We start from the raw sequence: 19201 nt of genomic DNA, 5'->3' as shown, positions 1-19201 counted from the left end.
TTTCTCTTTTCATCTGCAACTTTCCGCTGCAGCGTCCGCATCTATACTTGGCGGTGTTCATACGGATCCTTCTCGGAAATTCCGTTTTACAGGATATGCATTCATATAGATGAAAGCCATTTGTTTTCCGGCGTTTCTCTGCGAGGAGAGAACAGAACCGTGGAGATCCTGTCTCTTGCAACAGCTCTCGGAAATCCTTGTCTCGATGTTTATATCCTTTTCCTTCGAGGTGAAGATGGTAATGACACAACTCATGTTTAATGATGCCTGTCAGTTCATTACCCCCAAACTTCTCATAAGAAGCCGGGTTGATTTCAATATTATGCGAGCCTAGCATGTAACGGCCGCCTGTGGTACGGAGGCGTTTGTTGAATACGCCTTGATGGAGGAATGGCTTCCCGAAGATGTCACGGGAAATCTTTGCAATCATCTTGGTCAATTCTTCGTTCGTCATTTTATCTCTCCTGAAGATCTGGCTGTTGTTCTTTCGGCGGCAGCATCGTCAAGGCGATCCGGCCTTTTTGTTTTTCGACTTGATCGACCCACACGGTGACAATATCTCCGACTGCAACAACATCGAGCGGGTGTTTTACAAATCCTTTTTTCAATTTAGAAATGTGAACCAGCCCGTCCTGTTTCACGCCAATATCGACGAAGGCTCCGAAGTCGACGACATTGCGCACCGTTCCTTGGACTTCCATTCCAGGCGTTAAGTCTTCCATTTTTAAGACATCGCTCTTTAGCAATGGCTGAGGGAACTCATCTCGCGGGTCGCGGAATGGTTTCTTCAATGCATCCACAATGTCTTTAAGTGTCACTTTGCCGACTTCCCACTCCTGGCTTAATGCCTCCAGGTCCAAGCTTTCCAGCTTCGCGATAATCTCTGGGCGGCCAATCATTTTTTTGTCCACATCGATTAACTTAAGGATTCTCTCGGCAGCTTCATAACTTTCTGGGTGAATGCCGGTAGCGTCTAGTGGATTCTTCCCTTCTGTTATGCGCAAGAAGCCGACAGCTTGTTCATAAGTCTTGGCGCCGAGGCGAGGGATTTTCTTTAATTGGACACGGGAAGTAAAGCGGCCGTTCTCATCGCGCACTTTAATAATGTTCTCGGCGACGGTCTTACTGAGTCCAGCAACGTATTGAAGGAGAGAAGCTGAAGCAGAGTTAACGTTCACGCCAACTTGGTTGACTGCCGTCTCAACAACGAAAGTTAACTGGTCTGCCAGCTTTTTCTGCGAGACATCGTGCTGGTATTGCCCAACGCCTACTGCTTTCGGGTCAATCTTTACGAGTTCGGAAAGCGGATCTTGAAGTCGTCGCGCGATGGAAGCTGCGCTGCGTTCTTCGACTTGCAAGTCCGGAAACTCTGCACGGGCTACATCGGATGCTGAGTAAACACTGGCACCTGCTTCATTGACGATGACATAAGATGCTTTTTTCGCAGTTTCGCCGAGAAAATCCGCAATGAATTGTTCGGTCTCGCGTGATGCTGTGCCATTTCCGATCGCCATGATTTCAATAGGATAAGTATCCGTTAGACGCTGTAAGATTTTCTTTGCGCCTTGTTGATCGGATTTTGGGGGATGCGGATAGATGACCGCTACTTCCAATAATTTCCCTGTCGCATCTATCACTGCTAATTTACAGCCCGTACGGTACGCCGGGTCAATGCCTAGCACCATTTTATCTTTCATCGGAGGCTGCAATAACAGATTGCGAAGGTTTTCCGAAAAGATGTGTATGGCCTGCGTTTCGCCTTTTTCACTTAGTTCCGTCCGGATTTCACGTTCAATGGATGGCTGAATCAAGCGTTTGTAGCTGTCTTCAATGGCCGTTTCTACTTCTTTGGTGGCAGTGCTCCCCATTTTCATCCATTTATCTTTCATTAATCGGATGATTCGGTCGACTGGAGGTGTGACAGTCACTTTCAATACGCCCTCTTTTTCGCCACGATTGATGGCCAAGATACGGTGCGGGACGATTTTTTTGATGGCTTCGCTGTATTCATAATACATTTGGAAGACTTGCTTCTCGTCTTCGTGACCTTTTTTGGCTGCTGTCTCTAGCAGTCCGGCATCACGAGTCATCCGACGGGCTTTTTCACGAATATCAGGATCGTCCGCAAAAAGCTCAGCTAAAATATCCTGTGCTCCTGCTATCGCTTCTTCCGCTGTTTCAACACCTTTTTCGGCACTGATGTATTGTCCCGCCACTGTTTTCAACTGTTCTTTTCCAGGTTTCAAAAGCCAATCTGCCAGTCCCTGCAGCTCTTTTTCTTTTGCAATGGTCGCTTTTGTGCGGCGTTTTTGTTTATAAGGGCGGTACAAATCTTCTACTCTTTGAAGGACTGTAGCTCCTTTGATGGCTTTTTCAAGCTCCGGAGTCAATTGTTCTTGTTCTTCAATTGAACGGATTACGTCTGTTTTTCTTTGTTCCAAATTCTGAATGTATGTATAACGATCTTCTACCGCTTTGATTTGGACTTCATCCAATGAGCCTGTCGCTTCTTTTCGGTAACGGGCGATAAAAGGTACCGTGTTTCCGTCTTCGAGCAGCTCAATGACTTGCTTTGCCTGGTTTGGTTTGACACCGGCTTCTTTAGCGATTAATGCGTGCAATTGCTGAGTATCCATTCTATGCACTTCCTTTCTGCCTCTCTATTTTAACATGCCTATGGTTAATCGGAGAAACAAGCCCCCCTTGCTTATTCCATAAAAAAGAAGCCTCTCCTTAATGGAGAAGGCTTCCTGAAATTAACGTGGCATCGTCGCCTGTTTGAATGGATGCAAGAATGTCTTCATACAGCCGTCTAGGAGCTCCTGCTCTTCTCATCATCGCTTTTGGATTGCGTAAATCCACGCCATCTGAGTGAATCAAAAACAAGTCGTTTTCCAAATACGTGTAAAGCTGGGTTTTCAGCTTTTGAGGCCTTCCCGATAGGTAGCCCATGACAGGTAATGGATAGATCACTTCGTCGGTTTCTCTTCTGTAGAGATAGAAACGAATGTTGCCTACACAACTGTATTCCAAGGTGCGTTTCTTGAAATCCACTTTAAAAATTGCGACCGCGGCTCCACGTTTTTGCAACATCAAGCCATTGAAGCGATTCATCAATTGATCGATTGTCTCATGATGGTATTCTTTCAAAATTTGTGGGATGACCTGTGACGATTCACGCGCTACAGGCCCACTTCCCAAACCATCGGCTACGGAGCAAATAAAGTATTCATCCGTCAATACAGTAAAATAACTGTCGCCGGATTCGTAATTTCCTTTTTTTGCTGCGTTGTAGGCATAGGCTTCCACATTTTCATGGCGAATTTCTTCCACTAGGAAACCCCGCCGGCGGCCAAAATGGCTTCCTGAAGCTTTTTGATGGCTTTTCGTTGAAGACGTGAAACGTGCATCTGGGAAATACCCAGCCGGTCGCCCGCTTCCTTCTGGCTCAGCTGCTCTATGTAGGTGTATTGGATGATCTGCTTTTCCCGATCGGAAAGGACATTCATCGCTTCCGCCACGAGCATGCGCTGATCCGCTTTTTCATATCCATCATCTTCCTGGCCGACTACATCAAACAAGGTAACCGTACTGCCGTCCGAATCCGCCTCGAGTGAATGGTCCATGGAAAGTGCTTGATAGCTTTTGCCCATCTCCATCGCTTCCAAGACGTCGTCTTCATCAACATCGAGGTATTCAGCGATTTCCCAAACTTGCGGAGAACGCTGAAGCTCTGTCGTCAGCACTTCAACAGTCGCTTTGATGCGCGGCCCCAGCTCTTTTATGCGGCGGGGTACATGAATTGCCCATGTTTTGTCACGCAAAAAGCGCTTGATTTCGCCGATAATGGTCGGCACAGCGAAGGCTTCAAAGCTTCGGCCATAGGATGGGTCGTAGCGCCGGATCGCACCGAGCAAGCCAAGCATACCCACTTGTGCAATGTCTTCGTGGTAGGATTTCCCGTTTGAATACTTGCGGGCGATCGATTCCACGAGACGCCGGTAATTAAGGACAAGGTTTGTCTGTGCTTCCTCGTCCTCCGTTTTTTGATAAGCTTCAATCCATTCCAGTACCTGTTCTTTCGTTGGCTGATTAGGATGAGATTGTTTCGACATCCTCTTCCACCCGCTCTCCTTCAACATGCTTGGTCATAAAGACAGTAACGCCTTCCTGATGATGTACTTTCACTTCATCCATAAGCGTTTCGATCAAATACAGGCCGAGACCTCCTTCGCGCAGGAACGCTCCCTCTTCCTGGTCGTGGTAAGGTCCGACTTTTGCCTTGATTTCTTCGAAATTGAAACTTTGTCCGTGATCGGCTACCATGATTTCGATTTTATCTTCATACAATGCGCAACCGATGACCACTTCGCCTTCTTCGCCTTCTGAATAAGCGTGTTGGACAGCGTTTGTCACTGCTTCACTTGAAGCGATCTTCAAATCTTCAATATCATCGAACGAAAAGCCAATGCGGCTTGCCAGCCCTGAAATCGTCAGACGGGCAACGCCTACGTATTGGGATTTGGCCGGGACGCGCATCTCTACATAATCGAAAGGACGCATGATTAGTTCCCACCCTTCCCGACTGCTGCTTCAATATCCATAATATCGCCTAGGCCTGTGATATCGAAAAGGCGTTTCAATCGGTTTGAAAGCCCAGTCAGTTTCAAATGGCCGCCTTTTGCGTTGATGGATTTATAGAACGCGACAAAAACGCCCAAACCTGTACTATCCATATAATCCACACCGGATAAGTCCAATTCGGCATTCAAGCCTTCTTGCGCCTGGTACGCTTCTAGTTTTTCGCGGAGCACCGGCGCTGTATGCGCATCAATCTCTCCATGAATTTCGCCTTTTAATTTATTGTCATTTTCTGTCAAATTAACTTGAATATTCATCTCTATATGACACCCCGTTTTGTATGATTCAATTCGGCTGAAGAAAAGCCATTCTAAGCTTTCATACCCGCTATCTAACGCTTTTAAACATTGAATTAAACCTTCTTGTAAACCACTAAAGTGAAATCATCCTGTAGTTCTGCATTTTGCATCCGTTCAAGCTCATCGTAAACGTGTTGGACAATTGCCTGAGCCGGTTGGCTTTTCTTTTGCTCAATCAATTTGTAAATGACCTCGCGTTCGATAAAGCCTTCCTCTGTCCGGCCCTCTGTCACTCCATCCGTCATCATGATGATCATATCGCCTTTGTCTAAAGTAACGGAATGCTCTTCATAAACTGCAGCTGGCGAAACACCGAGCAACAAGCCTTTTGCTTCGAGTTCATCAAATTCCCCCGTGTCCGCACGATAGAGAATGGCAGGTTCGTGCCCAGCCGACCCGTAAGTGAGCCTGGCTGCCCCGGCATCGTAATTCGCGTAGAACATCGACACAAACATCGAGTCGTCGACACTTTTTTCAACGATCCGGTTAATGACGCCGAGCACGTCTTTCGGCAAGGCGTGCGAGCTGTTCAAGCTGTCCATGCCGAATTTGATCATGGACATGCAAAGAGCCGCCGGCAGGCCTTTACCGATTACATCGGCAACGGCTACGCCAGCGTATCCATCATAATCACTGACAAAATAAATATAATCTCCGTTCATCTTCTTGGCCGGAATCGACAATAAGCCGATATCCAGCCCTTCGAGGGACGGTAATTTTGTCTTGAGCAAGGTTTCTTGCACATTGGCTGCTAAGTCCATTTCCACTTTCAGCTCTTCCTGGCGCTTCAGCAAACTTTGGCGTTCCTGCAATGCCAATCCGTAATTAATCATCATTTCAATAAGGAAGTCAAATGAATGCCAAACAACATCCGGGAGATCGCTATAGAGCTCCCGGATGGCTGCTTTGTGCATGCTGATCACTTCTTCCGGAGAAATATTCTCCAGAATCAATTGCCTGCTGAAATTTTGGCCGACGTACAAATTTTGCTCCGTCTGCTTTTTTACATATTCGTTCAGAATTTCCTGATATTGCGCTTCAATGTGTTGAGGCATTTAGCGTTCCCCCTAGCGGAGCCACTTCGTAGCCCGTATATCTGTCCCTTCGCCTTGGATCGTTTCGATCTTGAAATCGTCCATTAAGCGCTTGACACCTGGCAGGCCTGCACCTAATCCTCCTGATGTCGTAAAACCGTCTTCCATTACTTTTCTGACATCCGGAATCCCTGGCCCGCTATCGGCGGCAATAATCAGGATTCCCTTCATGCCGTTTTCAGTCAGCTGCTGAATCTCAATCCTGCCCTGACCGGCGTATAAATAAATATTGCGGGCAAGTTCGCTGATGGCCGTCGTGATCCGCGCTTGGTCCACGGTGCCGAAGCCGAGCTCTTTGGCGACGTTGCGTCCGAGCTGGCGTGCCGCTACAATATCCCATTCCGTTAAAATTTCCACTGAGGATTGGTCGCTCATCTTCAAGCCTCCAATTCCAGTTGAAGTTTCTCCAAGCCGTTCTCTAAGTCAAGTGCCGTCATAACATCTTCAAGTCGAATTCCGAGCTCGATCAAAGTGATGGCAACTGCCGGCTGGATACCGGTAATAACCACTCTTGCCCCCATCAGGCTGGACATGCTGATGACATCCCCGAGCACTTTGGCAATGAATGAATCAATAAAGTCGATGGAGGTCAAATCGATGACCACCCCGCGGGCGCTGGTTTCATGCAATTTAGTCAAAAGATCTTCCTGGAACTGCAAGGCCGTCTGGTCATCCAGCTCCCATTGGATCGAAACGATTAATGTATCTTTCAGTTTTAGAATTGGGATTCTCACATTCATACTTCTTCAACCTCCACAATTTTTCGGTTTGTCCACGCCAGCGCCTGTTCTACGCCGCGCTGCAGTGTGCTCGTTGTCGTAAAGTCGTTCAAGTTGATGCCGAGCGTTACGATTGTTTGGGCAATTTCTGGGCGAATCCCGACGAGCATGCATTTCGCCCCGACCAAACGCACTGCATCTGCTGCTTGGATAATGTGATGGGCCACCATCGTATCGACGACCGGCACGCCCGTAATATCCAGCAACACCACTTCAGCACGATGTTTAACAACACCGTCAAGCAAGTTCTCCATGATCAATTTCGCTCGTTCCGTGTCAATCGTTCCGACGAGCGGCATGACAGAAACTTTATCGAACACCGGGATCAGGGAGGCGGATAGTTCCTGCAATGCAATCTTTTGCAGGCTAACTGTGCGCTCCCAGGTTTTTGAGTATGTGTCGATCATGCTGTTGCGGATGGGCGTTGCCCAATTCGCAAATTCGTGGACAAATCCATCCATATTGTCGGGATGGATCGTACCGGCTTTGCGCATTCCTTCGTAGACGATTTCAGCGAAGTGGTCGATCGCTTTTGTCATGAACGTGATGGACCAGCCAAGGCGGACGACTTTTTCGGCAAAGTCCTTTAAGCGGTTTTCATAGACCTGATGGCTTTCAAGAAGACTCGAAGTCATCAGTCCTGCAAATTCACGGCTCGTCTGGTTCACCATCTCTTCCGACATTACCTGAAATGAGGGTTCGTCTTTCTCATCTCTCATCATTTGCTGCCAGTTGGCAATGATGCCGGTCATGTTTTCTTGTATATATGTAGCCATTTGTTTGTTCATCTTGTCGTAAAACCCTCCCGGTGACCCTAGCAGCCACAATTTCATACTTGTCTATCCATTGTATCGGAAAACGGAGCATTTCACATCTTTTTTGATGAACCGTCCCGATTATGATGATTTTCTATACGAAAACACCCCGAGAAAAGCCATCTCGGGGTATTTCCATGGAGTATGTATGCTAAAACTTTACAAGTCCGACACTGATTTCCAAAGCTTCGTCCACCTTTTCCATCAACGCATCGTCCAGCTGTGTAATCTTATCGGTCAAACGCGATTTATCAATCGTCCGCAATTGTTCAAGCAAAATAACAGAATCACGCTCAAAGCCGTATTTCTTGGCATTGATTTCCACGTGGGTCGGCAATTTGGCTTTCTGGATCTGGGCGGTGATTGCCGCAATGATCACTGTTGGGCTAAATCGGTTCCCGATATCGTTTTGTATCACCAAGACTGGGCGGGTCCCGCCTTGCTCAGACCCGACGACCGGTGATAATTCTGCGAAAAAAACATCCCCGCGTTTTACAATCAAGTTGTCACCCTCCGCTTACGAGTTGCACTGTCGTGTGCTCCGCTTCGTACTCAGCGTGCGAACATTCGCAGGCAATCGACAGGTTGATCTGCGACATTTCCACGTAGCCCTTGATCATCGCTTCCCGAATATGATATGAATCGTAGACATTTTTCGTTACCCGTTGAGTAGATACGTAAATGAATTCACCGTTCTCCTCAATGCGTTCATCTGAATGGGCAGTAAGCTCCGACATGAATTGCTTCGGCAACTTGACTACCACTTCTTTCGTCTTTGACTTCTCGTACACAGCCGACACCTCCGAAAATCCCGATCTCTGTCTAGTTTACCTTTTCATCTTACCATTGAATCGTTCGACTGAAAAGGCAATCCGGTATTTTTGGTGCCATTCACATAGACACGCGGAACCCGCTTTGTCAAAATACAAGGGATCTCATAGGGGATTGTGCCCAGCTTCTCGGCCCATTCGTCGATCAAGACTTCCCCGTCCCCTTGGCGGCCGATCAACTGGACCGGTTCTCCGACCGGCAGTTCTTCACTCAGGCGGACCATGCATTGATCCATGCAGATGCGCCCGACAACCGGTGCCCGCTTACCGCGCACCAGCACTTCTTGCCCTTGCAAACCACGCAGCATGCCGTCTGCATAGCCAATTGGAAGCGTGGCGATCCACTCCTCGCCTTCACTGCGGTACGTCGCGCCGTAGCTGATTGTCGCACCTGGCTGCACTTTTTTGATGTGGACGATTTCCGTTTCCAGGCTGAGTGCCGGTTCAAGCACAATCAGTGAATGTTCGCCGACATAAGGCGACGGGGCGATGCCATAGAGCGAGATGCCGATCCGCACGGCATCGCAAGCGACAGACGGGTGCATAAGTGACGCTGCACTATTCGACACATGGACCATGACTCCTTCAGGCAATTGCTCCAGCACACCATCCATCCGTTCAACCTGTTGTTCAAAAAGCGACGGATCCTGCTCGTCTGCTGCCGCAAAATGAGTGAAGATGCCATCAAACGAAAATCCACTTGAAGCCAGTTTGGCAAACGCCTCCTGAGCTTCCTCAGGCTGTATGCCAAGACGCCCCATTCCGGTATCGACTTTCAAATGGACGCGCAGCGGCTGCCCTAATACAGCGGCTTTTTCAGCCATCTCGATCCACTCGAGCGACAGGGCGGTAACGATGATATTTTCGCGCTGCGCAACAGGCACGAATGCAGCAGGCACTGCTCCCATTACGAGGATCTCCTGTTCAATTCCCGCACGGCGCAACAACAGCGCTTCGTCTGGCGTCGCGACCGCGAGCGTGCAGACGCCGTGTTCGATGGCAATGCGGGCAATTTCTTCTGCCCCATGTCCATAGCCATCCGCTTTGACGACTGCAATCACTTCAGCATCGCCCGCTCGCTTTTGAAACGCCGCTAGATTATTGCGGATCGCTTCTAAGTTGATGACTGCTTTTGTCGGTCGATACATTTCCATATTCTACACATCCTGTTCATTCGGTTTGCAAAACAACTTGCGCAGCGGCAAATTCTTTTGAATGAGTGATCGAAACAAACCCACATTCCGCACCGCGGAAAAACATGCCAGGTTTGCCATTCTCATCTTTTCTGATTTCCATGTCCGAAAAAGGGCATGCCGCGCCGATTCCGGTACCACGGGCTTTGGCGAATGCTTCTTTTGCCGCAAAGCGCCCTGCCAAAAATTCGGTTCTGCGTTTGTTGTTCAATAGAAGATACTCGGCAAGCTCCGATTCGGTCAGGACACGCTCGCGGAATTTCGAAGATCTTTGATCGAGCTTGCGGATTCTCTCCAGCTCGACAATATCAAGACCGATTCCTGTTATCATAAAGGTTTCTCCTTTCATTCGCAAATGGGTAACGGGTATAATAAAGCTATGAAATTGAGGTGACCTTATTGTTTATCAGAAGAGAAAGCTTTTCACAGTACTTAAAAATGTACCCCGTCGTATCGACCTTGATCGCGTTGAATGTCCTCATTCACTTGCTGACATTTTTGCCGATGCTCGGCGAATACATTTACTATTACGGCGTCGGGTCGAACTTCCACATCGCAAACGGCGAATGGTGGCGTTTTGTAACGCCGATCTTCCTGCACGGTAATCTGATGCATTTGCTATTCAATATGTTCTCCCTGTTCCTGTTCGGGCCAGAGCTTGAGCGTTTGACCGGCAAGGTGCGTTTTATCACGATTTATATGCTGGCCGGCCTTTTCGCATCGGCGGCCACTTATTTCCTGCAGCCGCTCGATTATGTACATGTCGGGGCAAGCGGCGCGATCTTTGGGATCTTCGGCGCGTTCGGTGCCCTCGTCTATTACGGTGGACGTGCACTGCCGCAACTCAAACAAATTATACTCCCGATTATCGTCATTAGTATAGTCATGACATTTGTGACACCGAACATTAACGTCACGGCCCACATCGCCGGCATGATCACCGGTTTCCTGATCGGCCTTAGCTATTTCCACCCAAAACGCATCGTCAGCTGGCGCGCCAAAAACCGCCGCTGACCTTCATCAAAAAACCCTCAGCCGATTTCATTCGGTTGAGGGTTTTTCATTGGTTCCTGATCGATTGCCTGGCGCTGCCTTGACGGTTCATACCAAGCCAGGATGCGTTCGGCATCTTCCCGCGCCAAATTTGGAACAAGCGCAGTTGCTCCGAGCATGCCTGATTTGATTGTTGCATGGACAGAAGCGACATCTCGGCGACGCTGGAAAATCGTCCGTGTCACCGCAATCACTTGGATGCGTTTTTTCAGCATGTAAAAGCGGTGCAGGCTAATGCCGCGGAATTGCGCGGTCAATTGGCGTCCAGAGATGGCATACCCCGCCGAGCGGTGCTGCCAGAGGCCGATTGCAATAATGACCGGAACGACTGCAAGTGCCCATAAACCATAAGGATAGAAGAAATAGCCGAGTGCCGCGAACGCCGGAATGAGCCAGCCGATCGACAGCCGGTAAAAGAACGGGCGGCTTCTTTTCGGCAAACGTGTCAATTCCGGAGACCAGTCAAAATCCGGGAACAGTTCTTCCAGGACCGGTTTCATCTTCTCTTGCTTCACGAGCGGAAATAAACGAATCTTTTCATCTTTATCGGTCAAGGTGCCCCCTGCGCTTTCGACCGTGACATTTACATAGCCAAATAATTGACGAAGCGGATTTTGCGTCATTTTAATGCCTTGCACACGGTTGAACGGCACAGAGACTTTTTTCTTCTCCAGCAAGCCGCGTGTAATGTAAATTCGTTCATCATCTGCATGGATGGTGAATTGATAATTGGCGATGAGTGTCATGGCCACCGAAATGACCCAGGCAAGCAATAGCCCGGCAAATACAGTCAATGCAACGACTAGATAGCCGAAGCGCATGAACAACATGACTTCCTCATAAATTGCGTCGTAAGGAATCAGCTCGGCAAACTGCGACAGAAATAAGGCAACCCCGGAAATGACGACGCCGATTCCTCCCGAAGTGGTCGCGAGCACTAATAATTCTTTCATACTCATGCGGTACAAAACACGCGACTGCTCTTCCACAAGCTCCTCGCGCGGCGGCTCCGCTTCGGCCGGCCCGTAGAGCTTTTCACCGGACGGCTCGGTTTGTGTGGCATAGCCGCGCTTCGCCATATGCATTTCCTGTTCGATACGGTCGGCTTCCGCACGGTAAATGGCGGTCAGTTCCGCTTCCGACTGCCCTGCTTTTCCAGAGCCAGCCGTTTCGACTTTCACTTTGACGAGCCCAAACGGACGGTGGAAAATCCCTTCCGTGTAATTCAAGCTTTGAATGCGTTCAAACGGGATATAGCGTTTCTTTTTAACGAACAACCCGTACTCGATCCGCAACTCCCCATCTTCAAACCAATAGACAAAGCGTTTCCACTTAATGATGCCGGCAATCAGCATGAACAATAGCACAACGCCGCCAATTAGCAACGGCAATAAGCCCTGCCAGCCCTGGTTGAACATGCCGGAAATCCCGTCTTCACGGAATAAGTTCGCGCCGAAAATGATGACGAAAGGCAAGATCAATTCTTTTAAGCCTTTTAAGAAATTAATGAGTGCTGAAATCGGATGCAGTTTATAACGTGTCTCAGACATCATCTTCCGCCACCCTTGCGAGCACGGAAATACGGGAGCGCAATTCGTCCGCTTCTTCCGTAATCAATGCTGGAATGGTATGGGTTGTCGCAGCAGTCGAAATAGAGATCTCCGATAGATCGTATTTACGGAGAATCGGCCCTTGTTCCGTGTCGACATGCTGGACACGGACCATTGGCACAAGCGTCCGTTTGACGATGAACAAGCCGTGCTGCAATTCGATTTCCTGGTCGCGTACTTCGTAGCGCCATCTTTCCCAGCGGATTTTTGGGAATAGATAGACAAATAGGAAAGCGAACAGCACCAAGGCGCCCCCTGCTGCTGCATAAATCCAATTTGGCCAATCGAAAAAGTATGTAAGAGTGCCTACACCGGCCAATAACAAAGCGACGACCACTGTCTCGATCATTCCGTAAAGGCGCCAGACAGTCAGCCCTTTCCGGGAGATCCGGTTTTTCGGTTGATGGTTCATTATGTCATCTCCAATCAAGAGTACTCTCTTCATCTATACGTTTCATGAACCGTAACGTTTCATTTCATTGTACCTTATTCCGAGACGACAAAAAAGACGGAGAATCGGCAGTTGCTGCCGGTTCTCCGTCTTGTTATCTTAGGGAATGGATTTTAGGATTCGTGACGGCGAGTGCGTCCTGGACGCCCTCCGCCTGAAGGACGGCTTGAGCTTGATGACTCACGACGGCCTTTATAGCCACCGCCAGACGAGCGTCCGCCGCTGCCTTTGCCTTTATATCCGCCGCCGGATGAACGTCCGCCGCCTTTACCTTTGTAGCCGCCACCGCCACGTGATGGCAATGGGCGCTCTTCAGTAATTTGGACTGGAGCATCTTCCGGATCTTTCGTCAGCGTTTTAAGTGCTGCTGCAACCAAATCAACTGCATCGTGCTTGTCCAACATTTCTGTTGCAAGTTCACGATAGCTGCCAAGGTTGTTTTTCTCGGTCATTGTTTCCAATTGTTCCATCGCAACACGCTGAAGTCCGATAACCGCTTCGTCAGCAGTCGGAGGAACTAGAGCTTCCATTTTTTTCTTAGTTGTTCTTTCAACGATTGACAAGTAGCCCATTTCGCGTGGTGTAACGAAAGTGACGGCTACGCCTTTTTTGCCTGCACGGCCAGTACGGCCGATACGGTGAACATAGCTTTCAGGGTCTTGTGGGATATCAAAGTTGTATACGTGAGATACGCCTGAGATATCAAGACCACGTGCTGCTACGTCAGTGGCAACAAGGATGTCGATTTTGTTTGCTTTGAATTGCTTCAAAACAGACATGCGTTTCGCTTGGCTAAGGTCGCCGTGAATTCCTTCAGCCAAATAGCCGCGGAGATTCAATGCGTGCGCCAATTCGTCAACGCGGCGCTTCGTACGTCCGAAGACGATCGCAAGCTCCGGCTGTTGAACGTTCAACAAGCGGGAAAGGATGTCAAACTTCTCGCGTTCTACGGATTTCACGAAGAACTGCTCGATGTTTTCGACAGTCATTTCTTTTGACTTGATTTTGACGATTTCAGGTGTCTTCATGAATTTTTCTGCGATGCGGCGGATTGGATCCGGCATTGTTGCAGAGAACAGAAGCGTCTGACGGGTTTCAGGAACATTCGACATGATTGACTGAATGTCTTCGATGAATCCCATGTTCAGCATTTCATCAGCTTCATCCAACACGAGCGTATTAACGTTTTCAAGCTTCAGCGTGCGGCGGTTGATATGGTCAAGCAAACGACCAGGTGTGCCGACGATGATTTGAGGGCGGTTTTTCAAAGCGCGGATTTGACGGCCGATTTCCTGGCCACCAAATACGGACAAGATGCGCACGTTTTTGTCTTTACCTAGGTTGTAAAGTTCTTCAGAAACTTGGATTGCCAATTCGCGTGTCGGTGCAATGACCAAACCTTGCACGTTTCCGTCGCGTGTGTCGATTTTCTCGATCAACGGAATACCGAAAGCGGTTGTTTTACCAGTACCTGTTTGTGCTTGCCCGATAATGTCTTTGCCTTCCATGCCCAGGCGGATTGTGCCTTCCTGGATAGGTGTCGCTTCCTCAAAGCCCATACGTCTTACGGATTTCAATGTTGTTTCGCTGATGTTTAATTCTGTAAATTTAACCAAATTTTTTCAATCTCCTTTTGTCTTCATCTTATTTACAAATGGTACACATTTTAGATGAATTTATGACAAGGTCGAGCCTTTATTAAGAACTTTCACGTCGAAAATCATGCTCTGGAGTTTTAAGTCAGAGGGGATGTGTGAACAGGAAAAGCTCGGTCGTTGCCGAGCGGTCTGCACAGCGGGGGTTGTCTTCCCCATTAAGTAGAACAAACCGTTTATGCTCAAAAAAAACCTCTTCACGGAGGAAGAGTGTCTCAAAAATGTATCCATTGCTCTAAACAGAGTAACATGCTTTAGCTACACATGCAATTGATATGCAAAGGTTCCAATTATCAGTTTACTGTCCTAGGCGCATGAATTGCAGGGCTTTCGGAAACCATTCAGCAGCATCGTCACTATAGCAGATCAAATGCTTGCCGGTCGCCGAGTGATAAAGCTGCTTTTCTTTTGAACCGAGGTGGTCATATATATGCTTAGCTGCAGACGGCGGGACGACGCTGTCCTTTTCGCCTTGGACAATGAACGCCGGGACGTCAATCAAATGATAATACGGTTCGACCGTTTTGACGACGCGCAGGAACTCGATCGTTGAACGAATTGGGGTATTGCGGAATTTATATTCATATAGATGGTACAGCGCATTTTGATTGATGCGCTTGCCGAATACATCACGCATCGCTTCCCGCACTTCTTCCCGGATTTGCATCGGGCTGATGTATTTCACGGCCGCACTCAATAACACCAGGCGGTCGATTTTATAACGCATCGCCAAGTACAGCGCGATCAACCCGCCCATTGAGAAACCGACGATGATAATGCGGTCGGCTTTCGCTTTCAGGCGTTTTAATGCAAGCTCCGCTTCCATCATCCACACTTCTGCGCTTTGTTCCCCAAGTTCGAGCTTTTCGCCATGCCCCGGCAATGTCGGAATCTCAATGACCCAATCCGTCTGCTCACTCAAATAAGCAGCAAACGGCTCTACTTCAAACGGTCCTCCGGTAAACCCATGGATGCACAGGACGCCGGTTTTCATTGGCCTGTGAACGGTTCGATGACTTTTTCAAGCGCCATGCCACGCGAACCTTTGACGAGGACAGCTGTATCTTTTTTGACGTTTTTTTTCAAAAGATCGATTATCGGGCCGTAATCGTCTTCACTCCACAATAATTTCCCTTCGTAAGAAGTAGCCAATTTGTCGTAAAGCCATTTCATGCGCGGGCCGTAAAGGCAGACACCTTCGAGTTCCGGCCCAATCGAACTTGCCAGCTCTTCATGGAAGCGCTGTTCATGCTCGCCAAGTTCCAGCATATCGCCAAGCACTGCCCATTTCGTTTCTTTCATCGTCGTCTCGCGGATAAAGTTCAGTGCCGCTTTCACGGAAGTCGGTGCCGCGTTGTACGCATCATTAATGAACACTGCCCCGTTATCAGCAGGCACCAATTGCATGCGCATATCGGTCAGCGCTGCATTTTTCAACGAACGGCGGATTTCTTCTTCCGTCAATCCGGCTTCAAGGGCGATCAAAATAGCCGGCAAAGTGTTTTTCACCTGATGTTCGCCAAGTACCGGGATGGAGAACTTCGCGTCGATGATGCCATTGACCAAGAAGCTGCTGCCATCTTCAGTCGCTTTGATATCAGTCACGCTCAATTCATTATCCGGGCCGAAGCCGAACGATACCGCTTGCGTGAAATCTTCAACAAACGGCAACAGCAAAGGCTCATCGCCGTCGTAGAAAAGTTTGCCGTGTTGCTCCAGTCCGGCAACGATTTCGAACTTCGCCTCGGCGATGCCTTCTCTCGACCCGAGATCTTGCATATGTGCTTCGCCGATATTGGTAATGACCGCATAATCCGGGCGTGCAAGCTCAGACAAGAATTGAATCTGACCGAAGCCACTCATGCCCATTTCGAGGACCACGTATTTGGTGTCTTCATCCAAAGACAGGATCGTCAGCGGCAGCCCGAGTTCATTATTGAAATTGCCTTGCGTTTTCTGGACTTTATAGTATGGCTTCAAGACGCTCGCGACCAAATCTTTTGTCGAAGTTTTGCCGTTGGATCCGGTAATGCCGATCACGGTCGCCTTCAATTCATTGCGGTAAGCGCGCGCCATTTCCTGCAATGCCTTTTCGCAATCGTCAACGATCAACAAAGGCAAATCGGACGGCGGCTCCGGTTCGTCGCTCTGCCATAATGCAGCGGCAGCTCCCGCTTCGATCGCATAGCGGACATATTTATGCCCATTGGCATTTTCGCCGCGGAACGGAATGAACAAATCGCCCGGCTTCAGCGTCCGCGTATTGATCGACACGCCAGTCACTTCAATCCCTTTTAAATTCGTCTTGATGTCCAGCCAATTGGCTATCTGTTCAATCGTTTTTTTCATAGGTTCTCCCCACTCAATCCATTTTAAATTGCAATAATTGTTTTTCTTCAAAACGTTCAATAGCAAGTGCGATAAGTTTCTCAATCAAATCAGGATACTCAAGGCCGGTATGCTGCCACAACAGCGGGAACATGCTGTACGGTGTAAAGCCTGGCAAAGTATTGACTTCATTGATGATGATCTCGTGGCCATCCGTCACGAAAAAGTCTGCGCGCACAAGCCCTGAACAATCGAGGATCTTGAACGCTTTTTTCGCCGACTCAACAAGTTGTGCATAAACCACTTCTGGCAATTCTGCCGGGATGATCATCGCCGTGTTGCCGTCTTTGTATTTTGCCTGATAATCATAAAAAGCTTTCAATGGTTTGATTTCGCCTGCTACCGAGCATTCCGGCTCATCGTTGCCAAGCACCCCCACTTCGATTTCACGACCGACGACGCCTTGCTCGATGACGATTTTACGGTCGAATTTAAGTGCTTCCTCCACCGCGGCGATCAGTTCTTCGCGCGATTCGGCTTTGCTGATTCCGACACTTGAACCGAGGTTTGCCGGCTTGACGAATACTGGCCATGTGAGCTCCTGCTCAACTTTGTCCAACCACAGGTCTTGGTTATTTTTCCAATCGCGGCGCAAGAAATAGACATACGGCGTCTGGTTCAGGCCGGCTTGTTCGAACAATTGCTTCATGACTACTTTGTCCATGCCCGCTGATGAGGCAAGAACGCCATTGCCGACATACGGCAAATTCATCACTTCGAGCAAACCTTGCACCGTGCCGTCTTCCCCGTTCGGCCCGTGGAGCAATGGAATGATCACATCAAGTGTTTGCTCTTGAACATTTGGAAGGAAACTGGAAATGTCGTTCTTGCGCTCCCCTTCCCCTGCCAGTTGAAGTTCTTTTATAGAAGAAACAGCCCCAACTAAAGGAGTGCCTTTTCGCCATTCGCCTTCTTGTGTGATATAGATCGGGTAAACTTCGTATTTATCAAAATCAAGCGCTTTCGAAAATGCGCTGGCTGTTGTCAACGATACTTCGTGTTCAGCGGATTTGCCGCCATATAAAAGCCCAATTCGTTTTTTCATCAATGACCCTCATTTCGTTTTGCATATTGCCTAGTTTATCACGAACGCTGTCAGCCGAAAAATCTTTTTGTCAGCGGCTGTAAAATCGCACTGAATTAAGTTAGGTTGTAGAATTAGATAGCGTAAAAGAAAGTAGTTAAATCGCTCCAGGCGGACGCTTTCGGGCCCACAGGATGTGGGTCATGCAGCTGGTGCGACAGGACGTCGCGCTTCCAGCTGCCAGGGCATGGACTCAGCCTCTTTTTTCGCTAATGGTTCACTTTAAAACTCAGCTATTCCCTCAGCTGCTCTCACATTTGCGAGCAAATGCGTCGCAAATGAACAAGCTCAAGTACCTTTCGCTTATTCATTAGTCGCCGCCTTCCACTCTTTCATCTGACCTATTTGAATAGGCATGTCACGAATCCTTTTAACTTTGGCAAATAAAAATGATACCCGCGTCTTACCGGGTATCATTTCCAGCCTTTTAGTTTTCGGTCGTAGACAATCCGTCCCGATAGCGGCTTGCGGATCGTTTCCCCAATATCTTCCCAGAACTCGTCCATAAAATCGATTTCGCCGACGGTCCGGACATGGAGTTCAATCGTATTTTTCGTTTTTTCAGGGTCAGCCAGTGATAGCAGCACCCCTTCACCCATATCCATTCGCAGTTTATGGAATTGCTCTTTCGGCAGCTCCGGAATCAAGTCCCTCATCCGGCGGCGAAAAAAATGCTGGCCATTCGTTTCCTTGCGGATGATTTGCGTGAAATGATTGGCAATCAATGCGCCGAGTTTTTCCATGCGCCGGAAATAGATCTTGGTCCATTCCTTTTCCTCGCCCGCCAAATACACATAGTCGTTTTGCAGCGTGGTGAAGAATGGGCTTTTTACCGGTTCTTTTTTATGTCCCAAGTAAAGAAGTTCCGCCTGCTCTTGGGCCGTCAGTGAGTTCAATTGCTTTTCACTGCGGAAATCCACCCAACAGAATTCGCTTCTTCGATTGGAGCGTGCCCTTTTTAATTGGCTGTATTCTTCCCTCGTCGCAAAGTCCAGATGGGTGTGCATATTAAAAGAAGCTTCCTCATACGGATGCTTCAAAAGCAAAAGATTCTCCGGCATGTCGACCGCTTCGAGAAAATGCCCGAAGCCAAAACCGCTGAAAAGCGCCATCCGGTCCGCTTCGCTCACATAGATATATAAATGCTGTATGTAAAAATCCGTCTTCAACGGTCTTTTCTCCATGTGCCCCACTCCATTTCCTCTCTCATTATACGGCTTGGGGGCCGGTTAGGAAACATTCCTGTTTTCAAATCGTCATTACTTTTTGCATGCGCATAAGTTTGGCGTATGCTGTATAATGATGGGCG

At 48.5% G+C, this 19201-nt stretch carries 22 protein-coding genes (1 of these 22 running past the window's edge); 1 reads left to right on the top strand and 21 read right to left on the bottom strand.

Annotated features, from left to right (window positions below; genetic code table 11):
- The 14 genes from G3255_RS02930 to acpS all read right to left on the bottom strand — a co-directional run.
- On the bottom strand, nt 1-454 hold the 5' portion of the coding sequence (locus G3255_RS02930; protein WP_211653220.1) for a SprT family protein. Its footprint begins 11 nt before the window's first position; the window shows 454 of its 465 coding nt (coding positions 1-454); the start codon lies at nt 452-454; its stop codon lies off the left edge, out of view.
- A gap of 1 nt (nt 455) precedes the next feature.
- A complete protein-coding gene (locus tag G3255_RS02925) occupies nt 456-2636 on the bottom strand; it encodes a Tex family protein (protein ID WP_211653219.1) in 2181 nt (726 codons plus the stop codon).
- A gap of 97 nt (nt 2637-2733) precedes the next feature.
- Nucleotides 2734-3333 (bottom strand): PP2C family serine/threonine-protein phosphatase, encoded by a 600-nt coding sequence (locus G3255_RS02920; protein WP_211653218.1) that lies wholly within the window; start codon nt 3331-3333, stop codon nt 2734-2736.
- Nucleotides 3333-4115, bottom strand: a complete 783-nt coding sequence (sigB, locus tag G3255_RS02915) for an RNA polymerase sigma factor SigB (RefSeq protein WP_058381769.1) — start codon at nt 4113-4115, stop codon at nt 3333-3335. Before sigB ends, G3255_RS02920 begins: the two co-directional genes overlap by 1 nt.
- Nucleotides 4093-4563, bottom strand: coding sequence for an anti-sigma B factor RsbW (gene rsbW / locus G3255_RS02910; RefSeq protein ID WP_211653217.1), 471 nt, complete (start codon nt 4561-4563; stop codon nt 4093-4095). Before rsbW ends, sigB begins: the two co-directional genes overlap by 23 nt.
- Before the next feature lie 2 nt (nt 4564-4565).
- Complete coding sequence (locus G3255_RS02905; protein ID WP_211653216.1) at nt 4566-4898, bottom strand: anti-sigma factor antagonist; 333 nt, start codon at nt 4896-4898, stop codon at nt 4566-4568.
- Nucleotides 4899-4993: 95 nt separating this feature from the next.
- Nucleotides 4994-5995: a PP2C family protein-serine/threonine phosphatase gene (locus tag G3255_RS02900; protein WP_211653215.1), complete on the bottom strand. Its 1002-nt coding sequence runs from the start codon at nt 5993-5995 to the stop codon at nt 4994-4996.
- 12 nt (nt 5996-6007) lie between these two features.
- The gene (locus G3255_RS02895) at nt 6008-6409 is read right to left on the bottom strand and encodes an anti-sigma regulatory factor (RefSeq protein WP_058381773.1); all 402 of its coding nucleotides are present in this window, start codon (nt 6407-6409) and stop codon (nt 6008-6010) included.
- Nucleotides 6410-6411: 2 nt separating this feature from the next.
- Nucleotides 6412-6774, bottom strand: a complete 363-nt coding sequence (locus G3255_RS02890) for an STAS domain-containing protein (RefSeq protein WP_058381774.1) — start codon at nt 6772-6774, stop codon at nt 6412-6414.
- Nucleotides 6771-7601, bottom strand: a complete 831-nt coding sequence (rsbRA, locus tag G3255_RS02885; RefSeq protein WP_211653214.1) for an RsbT co-antagonist protein RsbRA — start codon at nt 7599-7601, stop codon at nt 6771-6773. The genes G3255_RS02890 and rsbRA overlap by 4 nt, the downstream gene beginning before the upstream one ends.
- A gap of 178 nt (nt 7602-7779) precedes the next feature.
- Nucleotides 7780-8130: a type II toxin-antitoxin system PemK/MazF family toxin gene (locus tag G3255_RS02880; RefSeq protein WP_058381776.1), complete on the bottom strand. Its 351-nt coding sequence runs from the start codon at nt 8128-8130 to the stop codon at nt 7780-7782.
- Between the two features lie 4 nt (nt 8131-8134).
- Nucleotides 8135-8419: a hypothetical protein gene (locus tag G3255_RS02875; protein ID WP_058381777.1), complete on the bottom strand. Its 285-nt coding sequence runs from the start codon at nt 8417-8419 to the stop codon at nt 8135-8137.
- A 44-nt stretch (nt 8420-8463) separates the two neighbouring features.
- Complete coding sequence (alr, locus tag G3255_RS02870; RefSeq protein ID WP_211653213.1) at nt 8464-9612, bottom strand: alanine racemase; 1149 nt, start codon at nt 9610-9612, stop codon at nt 8464-8466.
- A gap of 16 nt (nt 9613-9628) precedes the next feature.
- Nucleotides 9629-9982: a holo-ACP synthase gene (gene acpS / locus G3255_RS02865; RefSeq protein WP_211653212.1), complete on the bottom strand. Its 354-nt coding sequence runs from the start codon at nt 9980-9982 to the stop codon at nt 9629-9631.
- Between the two features lie 68 nt (nt 9983-10050).
- On the opposite strand from acpS, the gene G3255_RS02860 reads away from it, so the two are divergent.
- Nucleotides 10051-10665, top strand: a complete 615-nt coding sequence (locus G3255_RS02860; RefSeq protein ID WP_211653211.1) for a rhomboid family intramembrane serine protease — start codon at nt 10051-10053, stop codon at nt 10663-10665.
- Nucleotides 10666-10682: 17 nt separating this feature from the next.
- On the opposite strand, the gene G3255_RS02855 is transcribed toward G3255_RS02860, so the two are convergent.
- From G3255_RS02855 to G3255_RS02825, 7 genes are all read right to left on the bottom strand, one after another.
- Entirely contained in the window at nt 10683-12254 is a 1572-nt protein-coding gene (locus G3255_RS02855; protein ID WP_211655735.1) for a PH domain-containing protein, read from the bottom strand.
- A complete protein-coding gene (locus G3255_RS02850) occupies nt 12247-12726 on the bottom strand; it encodes a PH domain-containing protein (RefSeq protein ID WP_211653210.1) in 480 nt (159 codons plus the stop codon). Before G3255_RS02850 ends, G3255_RS02855 begins: the two co-directional genes overlap by 8 nt.
- A 152-nt stretch (nt 12727-12878) precedes the next feature.
- Complete coding sequence (gene cshA / locus G3255_RS02845) at nt 12879-14381, bottom strand: degradosome RNA helicase CshA (RefSeq protein WP_211653209.1); 1503 nt, start codon at nt 14379-14381, stop codon at nt 12879-12881.
- Between the two features lie 337 nt (nt 14382-14718).
- Complete coding sequence (locus tag G3255_RS02840; RefSeq protein WP_211653208.1) at nt 14719-15414, bottom strand: alpha/beta hydrolase; 696 nt, start codon at nt 15412-15414, stop codon at nt 14719-14721.
- A complete protein-coding gene (locus G3255_RS02835) occupies nt 15411-16769 on the bottom strand; it encodes a UDP-N-acetylmuramoyl-tripeptide--D-alanyl-D-alanine ligase (RefSeq protein WP_211653207.1) in 1359 nt (452 codons plus the stop codon). The genes G3255_RS02840 and G3255_RS02835 overlap by 4 nt, the downstream gene beginning before the upstream one ends.
- Nucleotides 16770-16782: 13 nt before the next feature.
- A complete protein-coding gene (locus G3255_RS02830) occupies nt 16783-17853 on the bottom strand; it encodes a D-alanine--D-alanine ligase (protein WP_211653206.1) in 1071 nt (356 codons plus the stop codon).
- Between the two features lie 452 nt (nt 17854-18305).
- A complete protein-coding gene (locus G3255_RS02825; protein ID WP_211653205.1) occupies nt 18306-19076 on the bottom strand; it encodes a hypothetical protein in 771 nt (256 codons plus the stop codon).
- Between the last annotated feature and the right edge of the window lie 125 nt (nt 19077-19201).

The sequence above is a fragment of the Planococcus sp. MSAK28401 genome (assembly GCF_018283455.1).
GTDB lineage: Bacteria > Bacillota > Bacilli > Bacillales_A > Planococcaceae > Planococcus > Planococcus alpniumensis.
This window is presented reverse-complemented; position numbering and strand designations above follow the sequence as displayed.

Bases quoted from the DNA above. Each gene is read 5' to 3' on its own strand.
- G3255_RS02925 (WP_211653219.1), bottom strand. From the start codon at position 2,636: ATGGATACTCAGCAATTGCACGCATTAATCGCTAAAGAAGCCGGTGTC.
- rsbRA (WP_211653214.1), bottom strand. From the start codon at position 7,601: ATGAACAAACAAATGGCTACATATATACAAGAAAACATGACCGGCATC.
- G3255_RS02840 (WP_211653208.1), bottom strand. From the start codon at position 15,414: ATGAAAACCGGCGTCCTGTGCATCCATGGGTTTACCGGAGGACCGTTT.
- G3255_RS02900 (WP_211653215.1), bottom strand. From the start codon at position 5,995: ATGCCTCAACACATTGAAGCGCAATATCAGGAAATTCTGAACGAATAT.
- acpS (WP_211653212.1), bottom strand. From the start codon at position 9,982: ATGATAACAGGAATCGGTCTTGATATTGTCGAGCTGGAGAGAATCCGC.
- G3255_RS02855 (WP_211655735.1), bottom strand. From the start codon at position 12,254: ATGTCTGAGACACGTTATAAACTGCATCCGATTTCAGCACTCATTAAT.
- rsbW (WP_211653217.1), bottom strand. From the start codon at position 4,563: ATGCGTCCTTTCGATTATGTAGAGATGCGCGTCCCGGCCAAATCCCAA.
- sigB (WP_058381769.1), bottom strand. From the start codon at position 4,115: ATGTCGAAACAATCTCATCCTAATCAGCCAACGAAAGAACAGGTACTG.
- G3255_RS02850 (WP_211653210.1), bottom strand. From the start codon at position 12,726: ATGAACCATCAACCGAAAAACCGGATCTCCCGGAAAGGGCTGACTGTC.
- G3255_RS02895 (WP_058381773.1), bottom strand. From the start codon at position 6,409: ATGAGCGACCAATCCTCAGTGGAAATTTTAACGGAATGGGATATTGTA.
- G3255_RS02835 (WP_211653207.1), bottom strand. From the start codon at position 16,769: ATGAAAAAAACGATTGAACAGATAGCCAATTGGCTGGACATCAAGACG.
- G3255_RS02905 (WP_211653216.1), bottom strand. From the start codon at position 4,898: ATGAATATTCAAGTTAATTTGACAGAAAATGACAATAAATTAAAAGGC.
- G3255_RS02825 (WP_211653205.1), bottom strand. From the start codon at position 19,076: ATGGAGAAAAGACCGTTGAAGACGGATTTTTACATACAGCATTTATAT.
- alr (WP_211653213.1), bottom strand. From the start codon at position 9,612: ATGGAAATGTATCGACCGACAAAAGCAGTCATCAACTTAGAAGCGATC.
- G3255_RS02830 (WP_211653206.1), bottom strand. From the start codon at position 17,853: ATGAAAAAACGAATTGGGCTTTTATATGGCGGCAAATCCGCTGAACAC.
- G3255_RS02890 (WP_058381774.1), bottom strand. From the start codon at position 6,774: ATGAATGTGAGAATCCCAATTCTAAAACTGAAAGATACATTAATCGTT.